Consider the following 16,916-nt stretch of genomic DNA (forward strand, 5'->3'; position numbering starts at 1 on the left):
ACTTTAGATAGAGCAAAAAAAGAGCCAAAGTGTAAGTTTATGATTTTATGTTATTTTTATAATTGTAAGAAAGTGAGTTGTAAAAAAACATGACACATAATGATTGTGTTTGGTGGGTAATCATCTGCACTGAATTCAACGCCAAAAGGCCACTGAATCAAGCCTAAAATTTGATCATTGATAAAGCAACCGTCCTCGGATGATTGCTTTTTCCGTTTAGGGGGAAAAGCTTAAACGAAAATAGATATGCTTACTTAACTTGCAACAAACTATTTTACAGTAAAGTTCATCAGCAAAAAAGCTGCTACTTAAGAGGTAGTAATGACGGGGGCTGCGGGCAGATTAATAGGCTTGTTCAGTTGAAATAAAATTACAAAACGAGAGACGTGATTAAAAATAAATTTATTCGCGATGCGAATAAAATAGCAGTGGTGATCTGCATCACTTATCTAACTGACCTTTATTGAGCAAAAGAATAATAGTGTGACGTTCGTCACTAAATATTTTTTCTGTAAATAACTATTTATGTGACCACGGTCTCTGTGCTTATTGTTGACTTATTTAAACGCTGCTGAATGTAACTTACTTTCAACTGCTTGTTGTGATGTGTGTCACGATATATTTTTGTTTCATAATATGAAAAGGTGACCAGTATCACGAAAAACCCGTCATCAGTTCGGTTTGAAAATTCTGTGTTAGATTAATTGGGTACTAAGCAATCGACGGTTTTGGCGAACCGTTACCTATAACAGAACTTATAACTAAACATCAGACGGGGAATCGACATGATATCACCAGATGCAAAGATCAAGATACAAAATTTTGGTCGCTTTCTATCTAATATGGTGATGCCTAACATTGGCGCGTTTATCGCGTGGGGCTTCATTACTGCACTTTTCATTCCAACGGGTTGGTTCCCTAATGAAGGACTAGCAAAGTTGGTTGGTCCAATGATCACTTACTTATTACCACTACTGATTGGTTACACTGGCGGTAAATTAGTGGGTGGTGAGCGTGGTGCCGTAGTCGGTGCAATTACCACTATCGGTGTGATTGTCGGTACTGACATCCCGATGTTCATGGGTGCCATGATGGTGGGTCCTTTAGGCGGCTGGGCAATCAAGAAGTTTGACCGCTGGGTCGATGGTAAAGTGAAAAGTGGCTTTGAGATGTTGGTGAACAATTTCTCTGCTGGCATCGTAGGTATGCTGTGTGCCATTTTAGCTTTCTACATGATTGGCCCATTCGTGAAGGTCTTGTCATCAGGATTGGCTGGTGGGGTAAACGTACTGGTTAACGCAGGGCTACTTCCTCTTACATCTATTTTTGTTGAGCCTGCGAAAATTCTTTTCCTCAACAATGCGATTAACCACGGTATCTTCTCTCCTCTGGGAATTCAGCAGGCAAACGAAGTTGGCCAATCTATTTTCTTCTTGATTGAAGCTAACCCTGGTCCGGGTTTAGGTATTCTGCTTGCTTACATGGTGTTTGGTCGTGGTACGGCAAAACAAACGGCAGGTGGTGCATCAATCATTCACTTCTTCGGTGGTATTCACGAAATTTACTTCCCGTATATTCTGATGAACCCACGTCTAATCCTTGCTGTTATTGCTGGCGGTATGACGGGTGTGTTCACCTTAACGATTTTTAATGCCGGTATCGTATCACCAGCATCTCCGGGCTCTATCTTTGCCATCTTGCTGATGACCCCTAAAGCGTCATTTATTGGTGTGATTCTCTCTGTTATCAGCTCAACAGCAGTATCATTCTGTGTGGCAGCGCTGCTGATGAAAACGCAGAAAGTAACAGATGAAGAAGGTGACGACCTAGCTGGTGCAACCAGCAAAATGAAAGGTATGAAAGCGTCATCAAAAAGTGCTAATTCACCGATTTTCGCCGAGTCAGGTTTTAATCTAGCAAATGTTCGCAGCATCATTGTTGCTTGCGATGCCGGTATGGGCTCTAGCGCAATGGGAGCAAGCCTACTACGTAAAAAAGTTCAAGAAGCTGGTCTTAATATCAACGTCACTAACTGTGCCATTAACAGCTTGCCGCAAGAGGTAGATATCGTGATTACTCATAAAGATTTAACCGAGCGTGCACGTAAGCATGCAGCCAATGCCAAGCACCTTTCGCTAACAAACTTCCTTGATAGCCAAGTGTATAACGATCTCGTTACCAGCATTGTGGCGGCAGGCAGCCCTGAGGCAGCCAATGATGAAGCGATGGTGAAGGTTTCTCCAGTTGCAGCGAATGAAGATAGTTTTGAGCCACAAGCACCGCAGGTTTTTCAAATTCAAGCCGAGAATATCCACTTAGGCCTGAAAGCAAGCAACAAAGAAGAGGCTATTCGTTATGCAGGCGAGCAGCTAGTGAAGTTAGGCTATGCAGAAGCCGAGTATGTAGATGCGATGTTTGAGCGTGAAAAAATGGTTTCAACATACTTAGGTGAGTCGATTGCAGTTCCTCATGGCACGGTTGAAGCAAAAGATAAAGTCATGAAAACCGGCATCATTATTTGCCAGTACCAAGAGGGTGTGCAATTTTCCGATGATGAAGATGACGTTGCGAAGTTAGTTATCGGTATTGCAGCCAAGAACGATGAACACATTCAGGTAATTACTACTATCACGAATGCACTTGATGATCCGGATGCGATTGAGCGCTTAACCACGACGACTGATGTCACTGAAGTGCTAGAGATTCTAGCCGGTGAAAAAGCCGCTTAATTTATCCAATCATTAAGACATACCGAGGCCGGTGTTCCCCCTCCGGCCTCGACTCCAAATTTAAGGTAGAAATTATTATGAAAGCAGTACATTTTGGTGCAGGAAATATCGGTCGTGGTTTTATTGGTAAATTACTAGCAGATGCGAACATTGCCGTGACATTTGCCGATGTAGATAAGCCATTGGTTGATCAGCTAAGCCATGATCAGTCATACAAAGTAAAAGTTGTTGGTAGTGAGTGTAAAATTGATACCGTAACGCATGTCACTGCGGTTAATTCTGCTAGCCAAGACGTTATCGAACAGATCATCCATACCGACATGGTGACGACTGCGGTAGGTCCAAACGTGTTGGATATTATTGCAAAAACTATCGCAACGGGCCTTACTAATCGCTTTGAAGCAGATAACAATAACCCATTAAATATCATTGCTTGTGAAAACATGGTGCGTGGCACGACTCATCTTAAAGAAGAGGTTTACAAGCACCTGAACAGTATCTACCACTCTCAGGCTGATGAGCTCGTTGGCTTTGTTGATTCAGCTGTTGACCGTATCGTACCACCATCAGAAGCTGCCAATGATGATCCACTTGAAGTGACCGTTGAAAGTTTCAGCGAGTGGATTGTTGATAAGCAGCAGTTCAAAGGTGATATTCCTGCTATCGAAGGCATGGAAACGACAGATAACCTTATGGCTTTTGTGGAGCGTAAGTTGTTTACTCTGAATACTGGCCACATTGTTACGGCGTATCTTGGCGCGCTAAAAGGTCATGAGACAATCCGTGATGCGATTGAAGATGAAGAAGTGCGTGAGCAAGTAAAAGCAGCAATGCAGGAAAGCGGTGAAGTACTGATCCGCCGTTACGGTTTCGATCGTGACACGCACAATGCTTATATTGAGAAGATCCTTGGCCGTTTTGCTAATCCATATCTGCGTGATGAAATTGATCGTGTAGGTCGTCAGCCTATTCGTAAATTAGGGGCGAATGATCGTCTAACGAAGCCTTTGCTTGGTACGATGGAATACGGTATTGAAAATGGCACTCTGCTTAAAGGTATCGCGGCAGCATTTAAATACACTAACGATTCGGATCCACAAGCCATTGAGCTTCAGGCTTCACTGAAAGAGCTTGGCCTGCGTTCTACATTGGCGAAGTACACTGGTCTTGATGCTGAGAGCGAAGAGGCTAAGCGCATCGAAGCTATATATCAGTCGCTATAAGTAATACTAAAAGAGAGGGGCTGTGGCTCCTTTCTTTTGTGGTATTCAATAAGCAAACGTCAAGTAGGGAACGCAGTAAGATAATGAGACAGGTGAAGAATAAATTCAGTGTTGGAGATATGGTCATCGTCAATCGCGGGATGATTGACCCTGATTTCGGCCAAGAAATATCAGGATGGGTTGGTACTGTAGAGAGCCTTCGTTATCTCGACCATACCGGTTTTATGTACAAGGTACGCTGGAGTCTTGAAACACTTAAAGAGAGTAGTGTTTTGCGAGTGTCATGTGATGAATTGGGGCTAGATTTTGAGACTATGCAACTGTTAGACCCTGATATTTCACTTTATTCATCAGCCCGAGCGAAACAATTTTTGAATAACAACGTGCCTTCAAAGATGACGCCATACGAAATAGCGCATACTTATGGGGCTTATTGTTAACATCATATAGTGGTAAATATTGCGGCTAAAAACGATACTGTGAGATAGACATTTGTGCGAATTGCCTTGATTTGATAGAGGTATATGTACACCGTAGATTGGCTTTTAAAAAAGACGAATGATGGGATGATTTATGCTTTCACCGGCAACGAAAATTAAGATACACAGTTTTGGCCGTTTTCTTACCAATATGGTGCTCCCTAATATTGGCGCATTTATCGCTTGGGGCTTTTTAACTGCGATATTTATTCCTACAGGCTGGTTCCCCAATGAGAGTTTGGCTCAGCTAGTTGAGCCGATGATCATTTGCCTATTACCATTATTGATTGGTTATTCCGGCGGTAAACTAACAGGTGGCGAACGAGGTGCCGTCGTTGGTGCTGTCACCACGATGGGTGCGATTGTTGGTACTGATATTCCGATGTTCATGGGGGCAATGATCCTTGGCCCGATGGGAGGCTGGATAATCAGGCGTTTCGATGAAGCTGTAGAAGGTAAGGTAAAATCGGGTTTCGAGATGCTGGTGAACAACTTCTCGTCCGGTATTATTGGTATGATCTGTTCGATCATTGCTTTCTTCATGATAGGACCTGCCGTCAAAATACTGTCTGTTTCGTTGACTGCGGGTGTAAACGGCATGATTGATATAGGCTTACTGCCCTTAACATCAATTTTTGTCGAACCTGCTAAAGTACTGTTCCTCAACAACGCGATTAATCACGGCATATTTTCACCGCTAGGGATCCAGCAGGTGAGAGAAGCCGGTGAATCAATGTTCTTTCTGATAGAGGCTAATCCTGGGCCTGGGTTGGGAATTTTGCTTGCTTATATGGTCTTTGGACAGGGGATGACTCGACAGACTGCTGGGGGAGCTTCCATTATCCACTTTTTTGGTGGTATACATGAAATTTACTTCCCTTACATATTGATGAAACCAAGGCTGATTCTTGCGGCAATTGCTGGTGGAATGACAGGTACGTTTGTGTTGGCTTTCTTTGATGCAGGAATGGTATCTCCAGCCTCTCCAGGCTCGATTTTTTCTATTCTGCTACTAACACCCAAATCTTCATTAATAGGGGTGGTGTTATCCATTGTTTCTGCTGCTGTAGTTTCATTTGTCATTGCAGGTATTTTATTGAAAACAGAAAAAGTTTTTGATGAAAAGATGAAAAATACAGCGGATACGGCTTCTTAATGGATTTTAAGGTAGTTTTGATACCTGAGCCCCAGATGATACAATCGCTAGATATAACATCAGCTTAAGGAGGCTAAACGCTATCCTTTTGTTACAGAGATACTTAATTTATGGCACATCGCGACCAAGAGTCTGACATTTTAGAGCGTCTCAATGATGCCCCAACCGTTCGAGGGTTTGTCATCACTTCAGTGGAAGTGTTTGATCAGGCGGTTGAAAGTTTAATTCAGCGGATTTTTCGCAAAGATGATTTTGCCGTAAAGTCTGTTGTTGAACCGTTATTGGGTAATGCTGGCCCATTGGGTGAGTTGTCCGTTAGGTTGAAGCTACTGTTAGGGCTAGGCGTCGTTCCTCATTCGGTATATCAAGATATTGAAGCATTTCTAACATTACGTGATTTCCTAAATAATGATGGTAGTGAGTATGGGTTTACCGATCCAGCGGTTCTTGACCCTATTAAAAAGTTGCATGTAATGAGCCAAATGGGTGTTGTACAACTTGAGATCGCTCCGCCATCTGATGAGGCCGATCTTATGTTTTACAAGATGCAACTGGCACGACAAGAGCAGGTAATCAAATCGGCACTGGCATTGGCTGTTTCAAGTATCTGTGCTGAGCTTGATAAAGAAAGTCCATTCTAACGTTGTAAAATAATTAACACCTCATCACAGAGTTAATCAAGCCTCAAAATTGATCATTGATGAAAGCAATTGTCCTTGGATGATTGCTTTTTTTCGTTTAGGAGTAGAAGCTTAAATGAAAATAGAGATACCTAATTAACTTGGGTATAAGTAGCTTGGTTATAAATAACTTAGGTATAGAAAGCGACAAATGGATGCGTCGATGCGAAATCGAAATAAAAGGAATAGATGGCGAGGGGCACTAGCAGCCTTTGCTATGAGTGCCTGTGGTATTGTTACTCCGGTTTTTTCCGCGCCAGTGGGCTGGGAAGAGGCGGGCAAGCCATGGTTAAGTCAGAGTACTCCACATTTCACCATTCACTACGAGAAGGGACATCAAGACGTTGCCGAGCGAGCATTAGATATTGCTGAGCAGGTGCATCGTGATTTACGCCCATTCTTTAGTACCCTTCCTAGCAATAAAACCGAAATTGTCTTAGTCGATGATTTCGACTTCTCAAATGGTTGGGCAACCCCGTTGCCGTTTGCTCAAATTCGCCTTTATATGAGCCCACCAGAAGAGGGCAGCGATCTAGCATTTAGTGATGAGTGGCTGCATATGCTGATCCGCCATGAATATGTGCATATCGCTCATATGGAGTTGGCAACCGGTGCGCCATCGGCGCTGCAAAAAGTATTTGGTCGTCAGGGATTTTTGTTCCCACATGCATTGACTCCCTCAATGCTGATCGAGGGGTTAGCGGTTTACCTTGAAGGAAATCCGACTGACACCAAAACAGATCGAGGTTATGGACGGCTGCAAAGTACTAACTATGCGATGAAAATGCGGATGGAAGTCGCTAGCGGTGATTTAAAACCTTTAAACCAAGTTGTGGTGGCAGATAGGGAATGGCCATTAGGTTACCAATATCTATATGGCGCTTACTTTGTGCAGTATTTGGCTAAGACCTACGGCGAAGAGAAGATCAGCGAGTTCCTCGATAATTACAGCCGCCGTTTGATCCCGTATTTTTTACTCAATCGCACCGCGAGACAGACGTTTGGCAAAGACTTTAATGCGCTATGGCAAGACTTCACTCTCGAGCTAGAGTCATCGCTAGCTGATGAATTACAGCAAGCAAATATTGACTATGCTGGTGGCGAGTTACTTGATGAGTCAGAGCCACTACCTTATCTGCAAGTGATGACGACTAGCCAAGATGGTTTACTGATTAATCGAAATACAGGTGAAGGTAGACCTGAGGTTGTGCGTTGGCAGCCACAATCGTTAAGTTGGCAAACACTTTCTGCGAGTAAAAATATCACTTCCTTGGATAGCCACCCTAACAGTGGAATTGCCGCTACTCGCCAAATAAGTCGAGCTGACGGTCGGGTATTTAATGATATTTACCTCTACCAAGAGGGAAGGTGGCAAGCGATAACCGAGAGAGAAAGGTTTAAGAAAATAATCTGGTTTCCGGATGGTAAGTACCTACTTGCTATGAGAAAAGTATCAGGCGTGAGTGAGCTCTGGCAAATTGACGCAACGAATCCAAAGGCAAGAACCTTACTATGGCAAGCTGGAAAAGGTGAGATTTTAGGGAGTTTTGATATCTCAAACGATGGGCAACAAGTTGTTGTCGCTATGCAGCGTAAGCAGCAGGGCTGGAACCTAGAACAACTGGATATCACAACAAAGCAGTGGCTGCCCATTACCAACACCCGAGCCCATGAATCATCGCCGAGTTATTTGCCGGATGGCCGGATCCTTTTTAGCGCAGATTATGATGGTGTCTTTGATGTGTATGCACTGAATGTAGACCGCGGAGAGATTGAACGTTGGACGCGAGAAATTGGTGGTGCATTGAAACCGATTTGGCAGCCAGAGTTAGGTTTGGTGTACCAAAGCTATGGCTCGCAGGGCTATGACGTGAAGATGATGGACAAGCCGATAGTACTTGCCACTTTTCCAGTCAGCCAGCATAACGGTCAATATGATTATCCCGATGTAGTGCAGCAAGCTGCTGATAAGACTCAGCCGGAACCTTATCAAGCTTGGAATACCGTGAGACCGCATAATTGGCTACCACTGATCTATGTCGATGATGTCAGGACACAATTAGGCGCATTCACCTTTGGCGCAGACGCTCTTGGCCGTCATAACTATACGTTGTCAGCACTTTGGGATGTAGAAAATGATGTTGGTGATTTCACTGCAATATATCAATACGATAATCGTTGGCTAGCAATACTGAATAGTAGCCATAGCTACACCAAGTTATCTCTGGGGGAGCAAAATGGTTATCGCATTACCCGTGATGATTATTTTCTGTTACAACGTAACCGTGTGTTAAATGCTTTTGAAGATCAACTGAGCCTTCATACCGGCGCATATATTGATAGGGAGTCATTAGTTTCCCAGCCGAGCTTTGCTTCGGTATATCCATATCGGGATCTTAATGAATCTTTAGTCGGTTTGGCGGTAACGTTTGATAACCGAGAAAGTTACCTGAATGTACCAGGCGTAGGCTGGGGGCATTATCTTGATGTGGTAGCAGAAACCAATGAGGTGATCAGTAGCGATTATGAAGGCCAAAAGTATCAGGCACAGTGGAATGGAACTTGGGATCTTCCGGGCAGAACAACGCTTACCGCAAGGCTAGCTGGTGGTTATGCTGATGAAGACGCTCAACGCTTTGGTATTGGTGGTACTGATTTGGCTGAGGAAAGGCGCTTATTTGGTCGTGATAGCCAAGGAATACGTGGTTATGATGATAACGCCCAACGTGGTGAACGATATTTCACCCAGCGCCTTTCACTGACCACTTGGTTGGCACGAGTAGAGCGAAATTGGTCACTTTACCCTATTGGTTTGGGCGATATTTCTGGAACGGCATTTGTTGATTCAGGTGCTGCGTGGGATAGCGGTGAATCCCTTGAACAGTTAGCGGGGGCGGGTGTTGAGCTGACTTTGGAAGCCAAACTAGGGTATGGGCTACGATTTCCTGTCACTATGGGATATGCCTATGGCTTTGATGATGAGCTAGGCAAAGATCAATTCTATTTTAGGGTTTCTAGCTTATTTTAATTATTGCTATATCAATGCTATAGATAAGAAAAGGCCAGCGACTGCTGGCCTTTTTTATCGCAACCTACTTTAGGGCTAGACACTCAATTTCGATTACTCAGGTGGGGGGAGGCTTTACGTATCGGAGGTGATTACCACCAAGCTTCTACTTGAACGCCGACGTTGAATTCAGAATCGACCGTAGAGACGACGTTGTTCTCATCAATACTATCGATGTTTGAGAAGTAGGTACCGTAGAGGCGGATTTCAGGACGAGCAAAGAAGCCTTCTCCTGCGTTCCAAGCTTGTGCGATAGTAATTTTTTGGCCGGATAGATCCTGACCGCTGATATCTTGATTACTGAAGTAACCAGCTTCTACGATGGTTTTGTGGTGCTTATCCCAGTTGTATACTGGTCGAATTACAGCGGATAGATAAGTGAGATCATCTTTCTGATCCGATTCGATGTCATCGATGGTTGAAGACCAAAGTAGTTGGTGCCCAAGATCGACTTTATCAGTAAGACTAACCACACCCCAGTTGATCAAACGATATGCACTGCCGCCATGCTCGGTTGTCGCGTGGTACGCTGTACCAGCACCAAATGTTGCTAACTCTTTTGCATAGCCTTCTGTACCGAACTGGACCACGGTTTTGTTGAAGCCGTTATTAAGATTTTGGGTTAGCTGAGCCGTGGCCATCACACCGTCTTTCGATTCTTTTGCTTCTGCTGATGCATCGCTTGAAGGGTTGGTGATAGCGTAGTTGATACCGAGTTCGAGATCAGCATTGCTCCAAAGGTTGATCCCAGCATAGCGCATGTCTATAACATTAACATTTAGTGCTTCACCGCGGTTACCAGTGTCTTCGACATCATTATCATCGTTGCGGATCACCGCAAAAGAGAACTGGCCATCACCAAGGTTGAGGTTTTCAATACCAGCTCCAGAGCCTGAAGTATTCCAGTAGTAGAAATCAGTAATGTGAATATCATGGCGCTGGTAGTATCGCTTACCGGCCCAAAGGGTTGCTTCTGGTGCAAAGTTCAGCACGCCAGTGGCTTGAACATTTAGCTGACGGAAATCAATGAAGCCGTTTTCTTCATCATCCTTTAGCGATTCGAAAATGTTAGAGCCGTCGCTACCCACTGCAAGCATAGAATCAAAGAAGAAACGCGCACCATCTTCGTTATAAATTTCTTTACCTAAACCAAATTCAGCAAAGGTATCAGCTTCGTTCCCTAAGCGACCTAGTTGCTGTTTATTGAATTCGACATTTTGACCATTATCACCGCTGATACCGATACCAGCACGAGCGTAGCCATGGAAAACAAAGCCATCGTCGGCAAAAGCGCTAGGGGTTAACAGCGCAGTACTGATCGCTAAGGCTGCCAAGCTTTTCTTGCTCATGTTCATTGGTAAAACTCCTACATGGAAAATTGTAATCTATCTTTTGTGAACTTTTGTAATTAGTGGGAAAGTTCCCATTTCTTGAGGCGAATGATTACAGCGAATGAATCTGGCGTAAATGGGATCGTTCCCATTGCGTGAATTAGTTCACAATCTTCTCATGTGCAGGCAGTATTTATTCGAAAAATAACAAAAAAGGAGCGAATTAAGATTATCTGTTTACGGAATAAAGCTTTCACTACTGTGGGATAAAACAGATTTAATATCAGCTACATGAGAAGCTAGCTGTTCGTTTAAATGATAAATGCCAACCGTGCCAGTCTGGGGCGGGGAACTGTTAGGTAGGGGTACAATATCGAACTGAGAGAAGTAATTGGTCATGCTTTTTGGGTAGGGCATGACTGCTTTTGTACTCGCAAGTAGGTCGATGCTCGCGGTGAGAGAGTTTATTTCATAAACAATTCTGTCCCCCAACTGTTTGCGTTCTTTTTCTTGTTGCTTGGGATGAGGATTTTCAATGAGGTGCTGATAGGCTTCCTGATCTGGGGTGACTTGGAGTAATGGATAAATTGTCGTCTTTTCGTAAGATGCTTCACTCAATAATAAGGGGTGTGAACGATGTACAAATTGCGCTTCTTCATCTTGTAGTAACGGTGAGAAAGTGACATTGCAGCGATGCGATAGTCCGTGAATTTCATGGCCAATAAACAGGTCAATATGGCCATGAATCAACATATCCATTAGCTTCAGGTGATTGCCAAATTCAAGTTGAATAGAGATTGCAGAGTATTGTTGACTGTATGTTTGTAAGGCTTCTTTGACAAACACTTCCCACCACGCATCACCTGTACCCATTTTAATCTTTTCGGTTTTTCGGGCTTTTAGATCAGCAAGCTGGTGTAGCATGGCATCATGGCGGCGGCTAAGGTCTAAAGTTTGTTCTTGGAATAGCTTGCCATACTCAGTGAGTTCGACCCCTTTTGAACGCCTAATAAAGAGATCAACACCAAGACTTTTTTCTAGCTTTTTCATGTTATTGGTAAGTGTAGGTTGGCTTAAGCTAAGCTGTTCAGCTGCAAGACTAATATTACCTAATTCAGCAATCGCTAAGAATTGACGGTAGTGCTTATCCATCGAAGAGAGACCTATAAAAAACCTTTGCTAGCAGTCTCACATTTTTTGAAATCCATCACAAAGTGAAACTAGGTAAACTTGTGATCTATATCGTCAATAATGATGGTGATATAGGTAAAAGCTATATCACTTTGAGGCGAGTGTATTTTTCTGACAGCGATAAAAACCATAATATAACGCTCAATACGATACCGTTATTATTTTGAGGTTTGCCATGAACGTTACCCCTAAATGGTGGCATGATGCCGTTGTTTACCAAATTTATCCTCGTAGCTACTGCGATTCCAATAATGATGGGATGGGGGATTTACGTGGGATCATTAGTAAGCTTGATTACCTCAAGACATTAGGCGTCAATGTACTTTGGTTATCGCCGGTATATAAGTCACCAATGGATGATAATGGATATGACATTTCTGACTACCAAGATATTGCACCAGAATTTGGTACGATGGCTGATATGGATGAACTGTTAGCAAAAGCGAAGCAGCGTGATATCCGCATTATTATGGACTTGGTTGTTAACCATACGTCTGATGAACACCCATGGTTTAAGGAAGCGCGAAAGTCGAAAGATAACCCATACCGTGATTACTACGTTTGGCGCAAACCTAGTGACGGTGGCGGTGTACCGGATGAGATGGGGTCGGTTTTCGGTGGCAGTGGTTGGGAATTTGATGAGCAAACAGGCGAATATTTTCTACATATATTCTCTAAGCGTCAGCCTGATTTGAACTGGGAAAATCCGAAGGTTCAAGAAGAAGTCCATAACATGATGAACTGGTGGATTGAGAAGGGAATTGGTGGTTTTCGTCTCGATGTTATCGATCTTATCGGAAAAGAAATTGATAAGAAGATAATAGGTAATGGCCCACGCTTACACCCGCTGATCCAACAGATGAACCGTGCAACATTTGGCGATAAAGATCTACTGACTGTTGGAGAGACATGGGACGCAACACCAGAAATCGCTAAACTGTACAGCGATCCTGCTCGTGAAGAGTTCTCTATGATATTTCAGTTTGAACACATTAGCTTGATGTGGGAAAACAAAGATAAATGGCGACCTATAAAGCTCGATCTACCTACTTTCAAAAAAGTGTTAACCAAATGGCAAGTTGAGCTTGAAGATAAAGGCTGGAACTCGCTGTTCTGGAATAATCATGATTTACCACGTGCTGTTTCAAAGTATGGCTGTGATGGCCAGTATCGCGTTGAATCCGCGAAGATGCTGGCAACGACACTTCATATGATGAAAGGTACGCCATATGTGTACCAAGGTGAAGAAATCGGCATGACTAATGTCGCATTCGATACTATTGAAGACTACCGCGATATAGAGACCCTGAATTTCTATAAAGAACGTACAGAAAACGGTGTTGCACCTGAAACCATGTTAGCGGCTGTTCACGAAAACAGCCGTGATAATGGACGAACACCCATGCAATGGGATAAATCAGAGCATGGTGGTTTTTCGGCCGCTGAGCCTTGGATTAAAGTAAATCCCAATTACCCTGAAGTAAATGTGAGTGCGGCATTAGAGGATCAAAACTCAGTATTTTATCATTACCAGAAGCTCATTCAGCTTCGTAAATCGTTGCCTGTTATTGTGTATGGCGCGTTTGAGGCTGTGTTTGAAGAGCACGAAAAAGTGTTTGGTTATGTTCGTTCAAATCAAGACCATCGCCTATTTGTACTCAATAACTTCACCAACGAAGATGTAACTTTGGCAATCCCTGAACACCTTCAGGCAGAGCAGGTTGAATGCCTGATCTGTAACTACGACTTACACCAGCAGTTCAGGGGATCTTTAACGTTAAAACCTTATGAGTCATTTGCAGTCTTATTGCCTAATGTTCACTAATTATTCACTGAGGTTCATTGCTAATAAGCTCTGAATTTTGGCTCTATTCATCATAATGGGTAGAGCCTTTTTTCGTTAGAATCGAGAAGAAATAGCAGGGTGTTTAATCAGTATTAGAAGCATTAAAAACTTGGGAGAAGATATGCATTATAGTGTGAATAATGGAAATGTTAATTTTAGCTTACCTAAATCAATGAATAGCCTTTACCTCGTTGGTACGTTTACTAATTGGCAAGTTCAAGACTCATTTAAACTTGAGTTAGTTAATGAGAGATTAATGCTCAGTAAACCATTTTCTGAGTTTAATAAAATAGGTAATTCTGGTTATGTTGAATATGTCATTTGGGATGAAACTCTATGCTCGCCATTGCCTTTTGATAACAGCACACCGCAAGGACACTATTTTAACAATCAATTTAATCAGGGATATAATTACTTATTGTTTCCAATACACCCTTCAAAGCTGCAATGCGAAAAAATATCAAAAGTCTCCAAGCAATCATTTAAAATAAAAAATACATCTGAGTCATTTTCTTCAAAAGAGCAGTTAGCTAATTTTAGACCGGTGCTTGGGGGCACCTTGAAGCGAGGTTGTATATTTCGTTCTTATCATCCAGTTGTTCAATCCTGCGCATCACACCTACAACTTCAAGCTATCGAAATTAAGCGGCAAGCTGCCGTAATGGCGTTAATAGAGAAGCATCGTATTCATACTGTCATTAACCTTTCTGATTCAAGACAAACACTGGAGAGGTTTATGCCAAAGTTACCCTCTAGTTATTATAAAACCTGCTGGGATGAGCAACGTATTCATAGCTTACCTGTCGCCTATGAAACCGTATACTTTATGTCTGATCGTAATGAAAACTTTAATGATGAGGAATTGGGATTCCAAGATGGCATACGTCGCTTGATAACACTGATTGCTAATCATAAAGGGCCTTACTTAGTCCACTGTCGATTAGGTTCTGATAGGACAGGGGTGATGTCGGCATTTTTGCAATTATTCATGGGAGCATCAAAAGCGGAGGTTAAAGATAGTTACCTGATAACAAATGAGCTTGGTATCGGTGAATACCGAAGTTTTAGGTTGCTAGAATATGCACTGCAAGCATGCTTGGGTTTGGATTGTTTTGAATCGGGGAAGCAGAGTGTAAATACCTACCTGATGAAACTTGGAATCTCAAAGGCAGTTTGTCGACAAGCAGAAATTAACTTATCACGTTAACTAAGCCCAGCACACGCTGGGCTTAGTGCGTCTAGTCGGATTACTCACGGTATAAAATGGTCAATGACTGTGAGCCTTGCATGTAAGTCGTTTGGACTTCACGACTACCCAGTGTTGATTCTGATGTATCGCAGACAACTTGCCACTTATTGCCGCTTGGTAAACGGTAGCGGGTTGGGATGTTTGAGCTATTTACAAGAAACATAAGCTCCTTCCCATCTTTAAACAGACCAAGGTAAAGCGCAAATGCTTCCAGCTGTTGCCAATCTTCCGCATTCATAACCTGCCCGTTAGAGCGGGTCCATTGAATACGATGATGACCTCGGTTATGGCCACTGAAGGCACGTATAAACGGCGACATAATAGCTTTGCGACGCGCCAACATCGTTGCTAGCCAAGCACTGAATTCTGCCTTGTCTTTACTTGGTGTCCAATCTGCCCAGCTAATTTCATTATCTTGGCAATAGGCATTGTTATTACCACCTTGTGTATGCGATAGGGCATCGACAGCAAGAATATGAGGGATCCCGAAGCTAAAGAGCAACGTGGTTAACAAGTTGCGTTTTTGACGCTCTCTACGGTTTAATACCGCATAGTTGGTTGTTTCGCCTTCTACGCCATGGTTATTCGAACGATTATCGCCATGGCCGTCGCGGTTATTTTCTCCGTTAGCATGGTTATGTTTGTGGTTATAAGAGACCAAGTCTTGCAGTGTAAAGCCGTCATGATAGGAAATAAAATTAACCGATAGTTTATCTGGCCACTTACCAGCACTGAATAAGTCACGCGAACCCATTAGCCTAGTTGCAAATTCCTTAACGTTATTTTCTCTACATAACCAATAGCTTTTCATGGTATCGCGGTATTTGTCGTTACATTCATTCCAGCCGCGTGGAAAATAACCGAGCTGATACCCATCAGGCCCAATATCCCAAGGCTCAGCGATTAACTTTATTTGCTGTAAGACAGGGTCTTGGGCGATGGCCTTAAAGAAAGCACTTTGGGTATTAAACCTATCGCCATTTCGTCCGAGTGTTGAGGCGAGATCAAAGCGGAAGCCATCTATTTTGTAATGTGTCACCCAGTGTCGAAGGGTATCAAGCACAATATTAAGGCTTGGTTGGTATGTCAGATCTAAGGTATTGCCGCAGCCCGTGTAGTTACGATAATTTTTATCACAATCTTGTAAGTAATAGCTTTTATCTAGACACTTAAAATGAAATCGAGGGCCCCCATCGCCACTTTCTGCCGTGTGGTTGAAGACGATGTCCATAATAACTTCAATGCCGTGGCGGTGAAGCTCTTTCACCATGGTTTTCATTTCAGTTACCGCGTTATTGTGAGCATAGCGTGGCTCGGGTGCCATAAAGCATAAACTGTTGTACCCCCAATAGTTCACTTTATCCATTTTGAGCAGGTGCGGTTCAGACATGCAGGAGGTGACAGGGAGTAGCTGTAAGCTAGTGATACCTTGTACTTTGAAATAAGCAATCATATCAGGCTGGCATAAGCCGAGATAAGTACCACGGTATTGGTCGTTCAGTGTTGGATGGCTTTGGGTAAAGCCTTTTACATGCGTTTCAAACAATACCGTTTCTTCATACGGTATTTGCGGTAGTCGAGTATTTTCCCAGTCGAAATTATGCTCAACAACGACGGATTTAGCAAAGTCCCAACTTTTTTTCGCGGTGAATGGCTCTATATAAAAAGGCGTTTTATTTAATGCTTGTGCATAAGGGTCTAAAATCAGGCGGTATTCACCTTTTTCTTTTATTTGATACCCGTAGACCTGACCTTCTATTATTCCTTCTACAAAAGTGTAATGAATATCTAAATGCTGGTTATCAAGGTCAATAATTTTTTTATTATTATTTTTATCGAATAAAACTAACTTTATATCTTTATTTTCTGAGCTATGAATGGAGAAATTACAACCCTCATCACATAATGTAGCTCCAAGTGGAAATGGTTGAGCTAATCTTGCAAACATCCTGTACATCTCTTTAC

The 16,916-nt window shown here is 42.8% G+C and carries 10 protein-coding genes and 1 pseudogene; 8 read left to right on the top strand and 3 right to left on the bottom strand.

Features of this window, described 5'->3' with window-relative positions; translation table 11 throughout:
* The first annotated feature begins 785 nt into the window (after window positions 1-785).
* The 6 genes and pseudogenes from L4D09_RS27160 to L4D09_RS27185 all read left to right on the top strand — a co-directional run bounded on the left by L4D09_RS27160 (window position 786) and on the right by L4D09_RS27185 (window position 9,295).
* The gene (locus L4D09_RS27160; protein WP_428460663.1) at window positions 786-2,729 is read left to right on the top strand and encodes a PTS mannitol transporter subunit IICBA; all 1,944 of its coding nucleotides are present in this window, start codon (window positions 786-788) and stop codon (window positions 2,727-2,729) included.
* 77 nt (window positions 2,730-2,806) lie between these two features.
* Window positions 2,807-3,952: a mannitol-1-phosphate 5-dehydrogenase gene (locus L4D09_RS27165; protein WP_428460664.1), complete on the top strand. Its 1,146-nt coding sequence runs from the start codon at window positions 2,807-2,809 to the stop codon at window positions 3,950-3,952.
* Between the two features lie 83 nt (window positions 3,953-4,035).
* Window positions 4,036-4,392, top strand: coding sequence for a hypothetical protein (locus L4D09_RS27170; RefSeq protein ID WP_428460665.1), 357 nt, complete (start codon window positions 4,036-4,038; stop codon window positions 4,390-4,392).
* A gap of 133 nt (window positions 4,393-4,525) precedes the next feature.
* Window positions 4,526-5,554 (top strand): annotated as a pseudogene (locus L4D09_RS27175) (PTS mannitol transporter subunit IICBA); the annotation flags it as partial.
* Between the two features lie 143 nt (window positions 5,555-5,697).
* Complete coding sequence (locus L4D09_RS27180; protein ID WP_428460666.1) at window positions 5,698-6,228, top strand: MltR family transcriptional regulator; 531 nt, start codon at window positions 5,698-5,700, stop codon at window positions 6,226-6,228.
* 202 nt (window positions 6,229-6,430) lie between these two features.
* On the top strand, window positions 6,431-9,295 hold the full coding sequence (locus tag L4D09_RS27185) for a TolB family protein (protein ID WP_428460667.1): 2,865 nt from the start codon (window positions 6,431-6,433) through the stop codon (window positions 9,293-9,295).
* Between the two features lie 131 nt (window positions 9,296-9,426).
* On the opposite strand, the gene L4D09_RS27190 is transcribed toward L4D09_RS27185, so the two are convergent.
* Window positions 9,427-10,683 (bottom strand): maltoporin, encoded by a 1,257-nt coding sequence (locus L4D09_RS27190; RefSeq protein WP_428460671.1) that lies wholly within the window; start codon window positions 10,681-10,683, stop codon window positions 9,427-9,429.
* A gap of 219 nt (window positions 10,684-10,902) precedes the next feature.
* Window positions 10,903-11,817 carry a LysR family transcriptional regulator gene (locus L4D09_RS27195; RefSeq protein ID WP_428460668.1) on the bottom strand — a complete coding sequence of 305 codons (915 nt, stop codon included), beginning with the start codon at window positions 11,815-11,817 and terminating at the stop codon, window positions 10,903-10,905.
* A 214-nt stretch (window positions 11,818-12,031) separates the two neighbouring features.
* On the opposite strand from L4D09_RS27195, the gene L4D09_RS27200 reads away from it, so the two are divergent.
* The gene (locus L4D09_RS27200; RefSeq protein WP_428460669.1) at window positions 12,032-13,681 is read left to right on the top strand and encodes a glycoside hydrolase family 13 protein; all 1,650 of its coding nucleotides are present in this window, start codon (window positions 12,032-12,034) and stop codon (window positions 13,679-13,681) included.
* 142 nt (window positions 13,682-13,823) lie between these two features.
* Window positions 13,824-14,909 (top strand): tyrosine-protein phosphatase, encoded by a 1,086-nt coding sequence (locus tag L4D09_RS27205; protein WP_428460670.1) that lies wholly within the window; start codon window positions 13,824-13,826, stop codon window positions 14,907-14,909.
* 40 nt (window positions 14,910-14,949) lie between these two features.
* Here the strand turns inward: L4D09_RS27205 and glgX are convergent, their stop codons facing one another.
* A complete protein-coding gene (gene glgX, locus L4D09_RS27210; RefSeq protein ID WP_428460672.1) occupies window positions 14,950-16,899 on the bottom strand; it encodes a glycogen debranching protein GlgX in 1,950 nt (649 codons plus the stop codon).
* Window positions 16,900-16,916 lie beyond the last annotated feature (17 nt).

This window comes from Photobacterium makurazakiensis (assembly GCF_050336715.1).
Classification (GTDB): domain Bacteria; phylum Pseudomonadota; class Gammaproteobacteria; order Enterobacterales; family Vibrionaceae; genus Photobacterium; species Photobacterium makurazakiensis.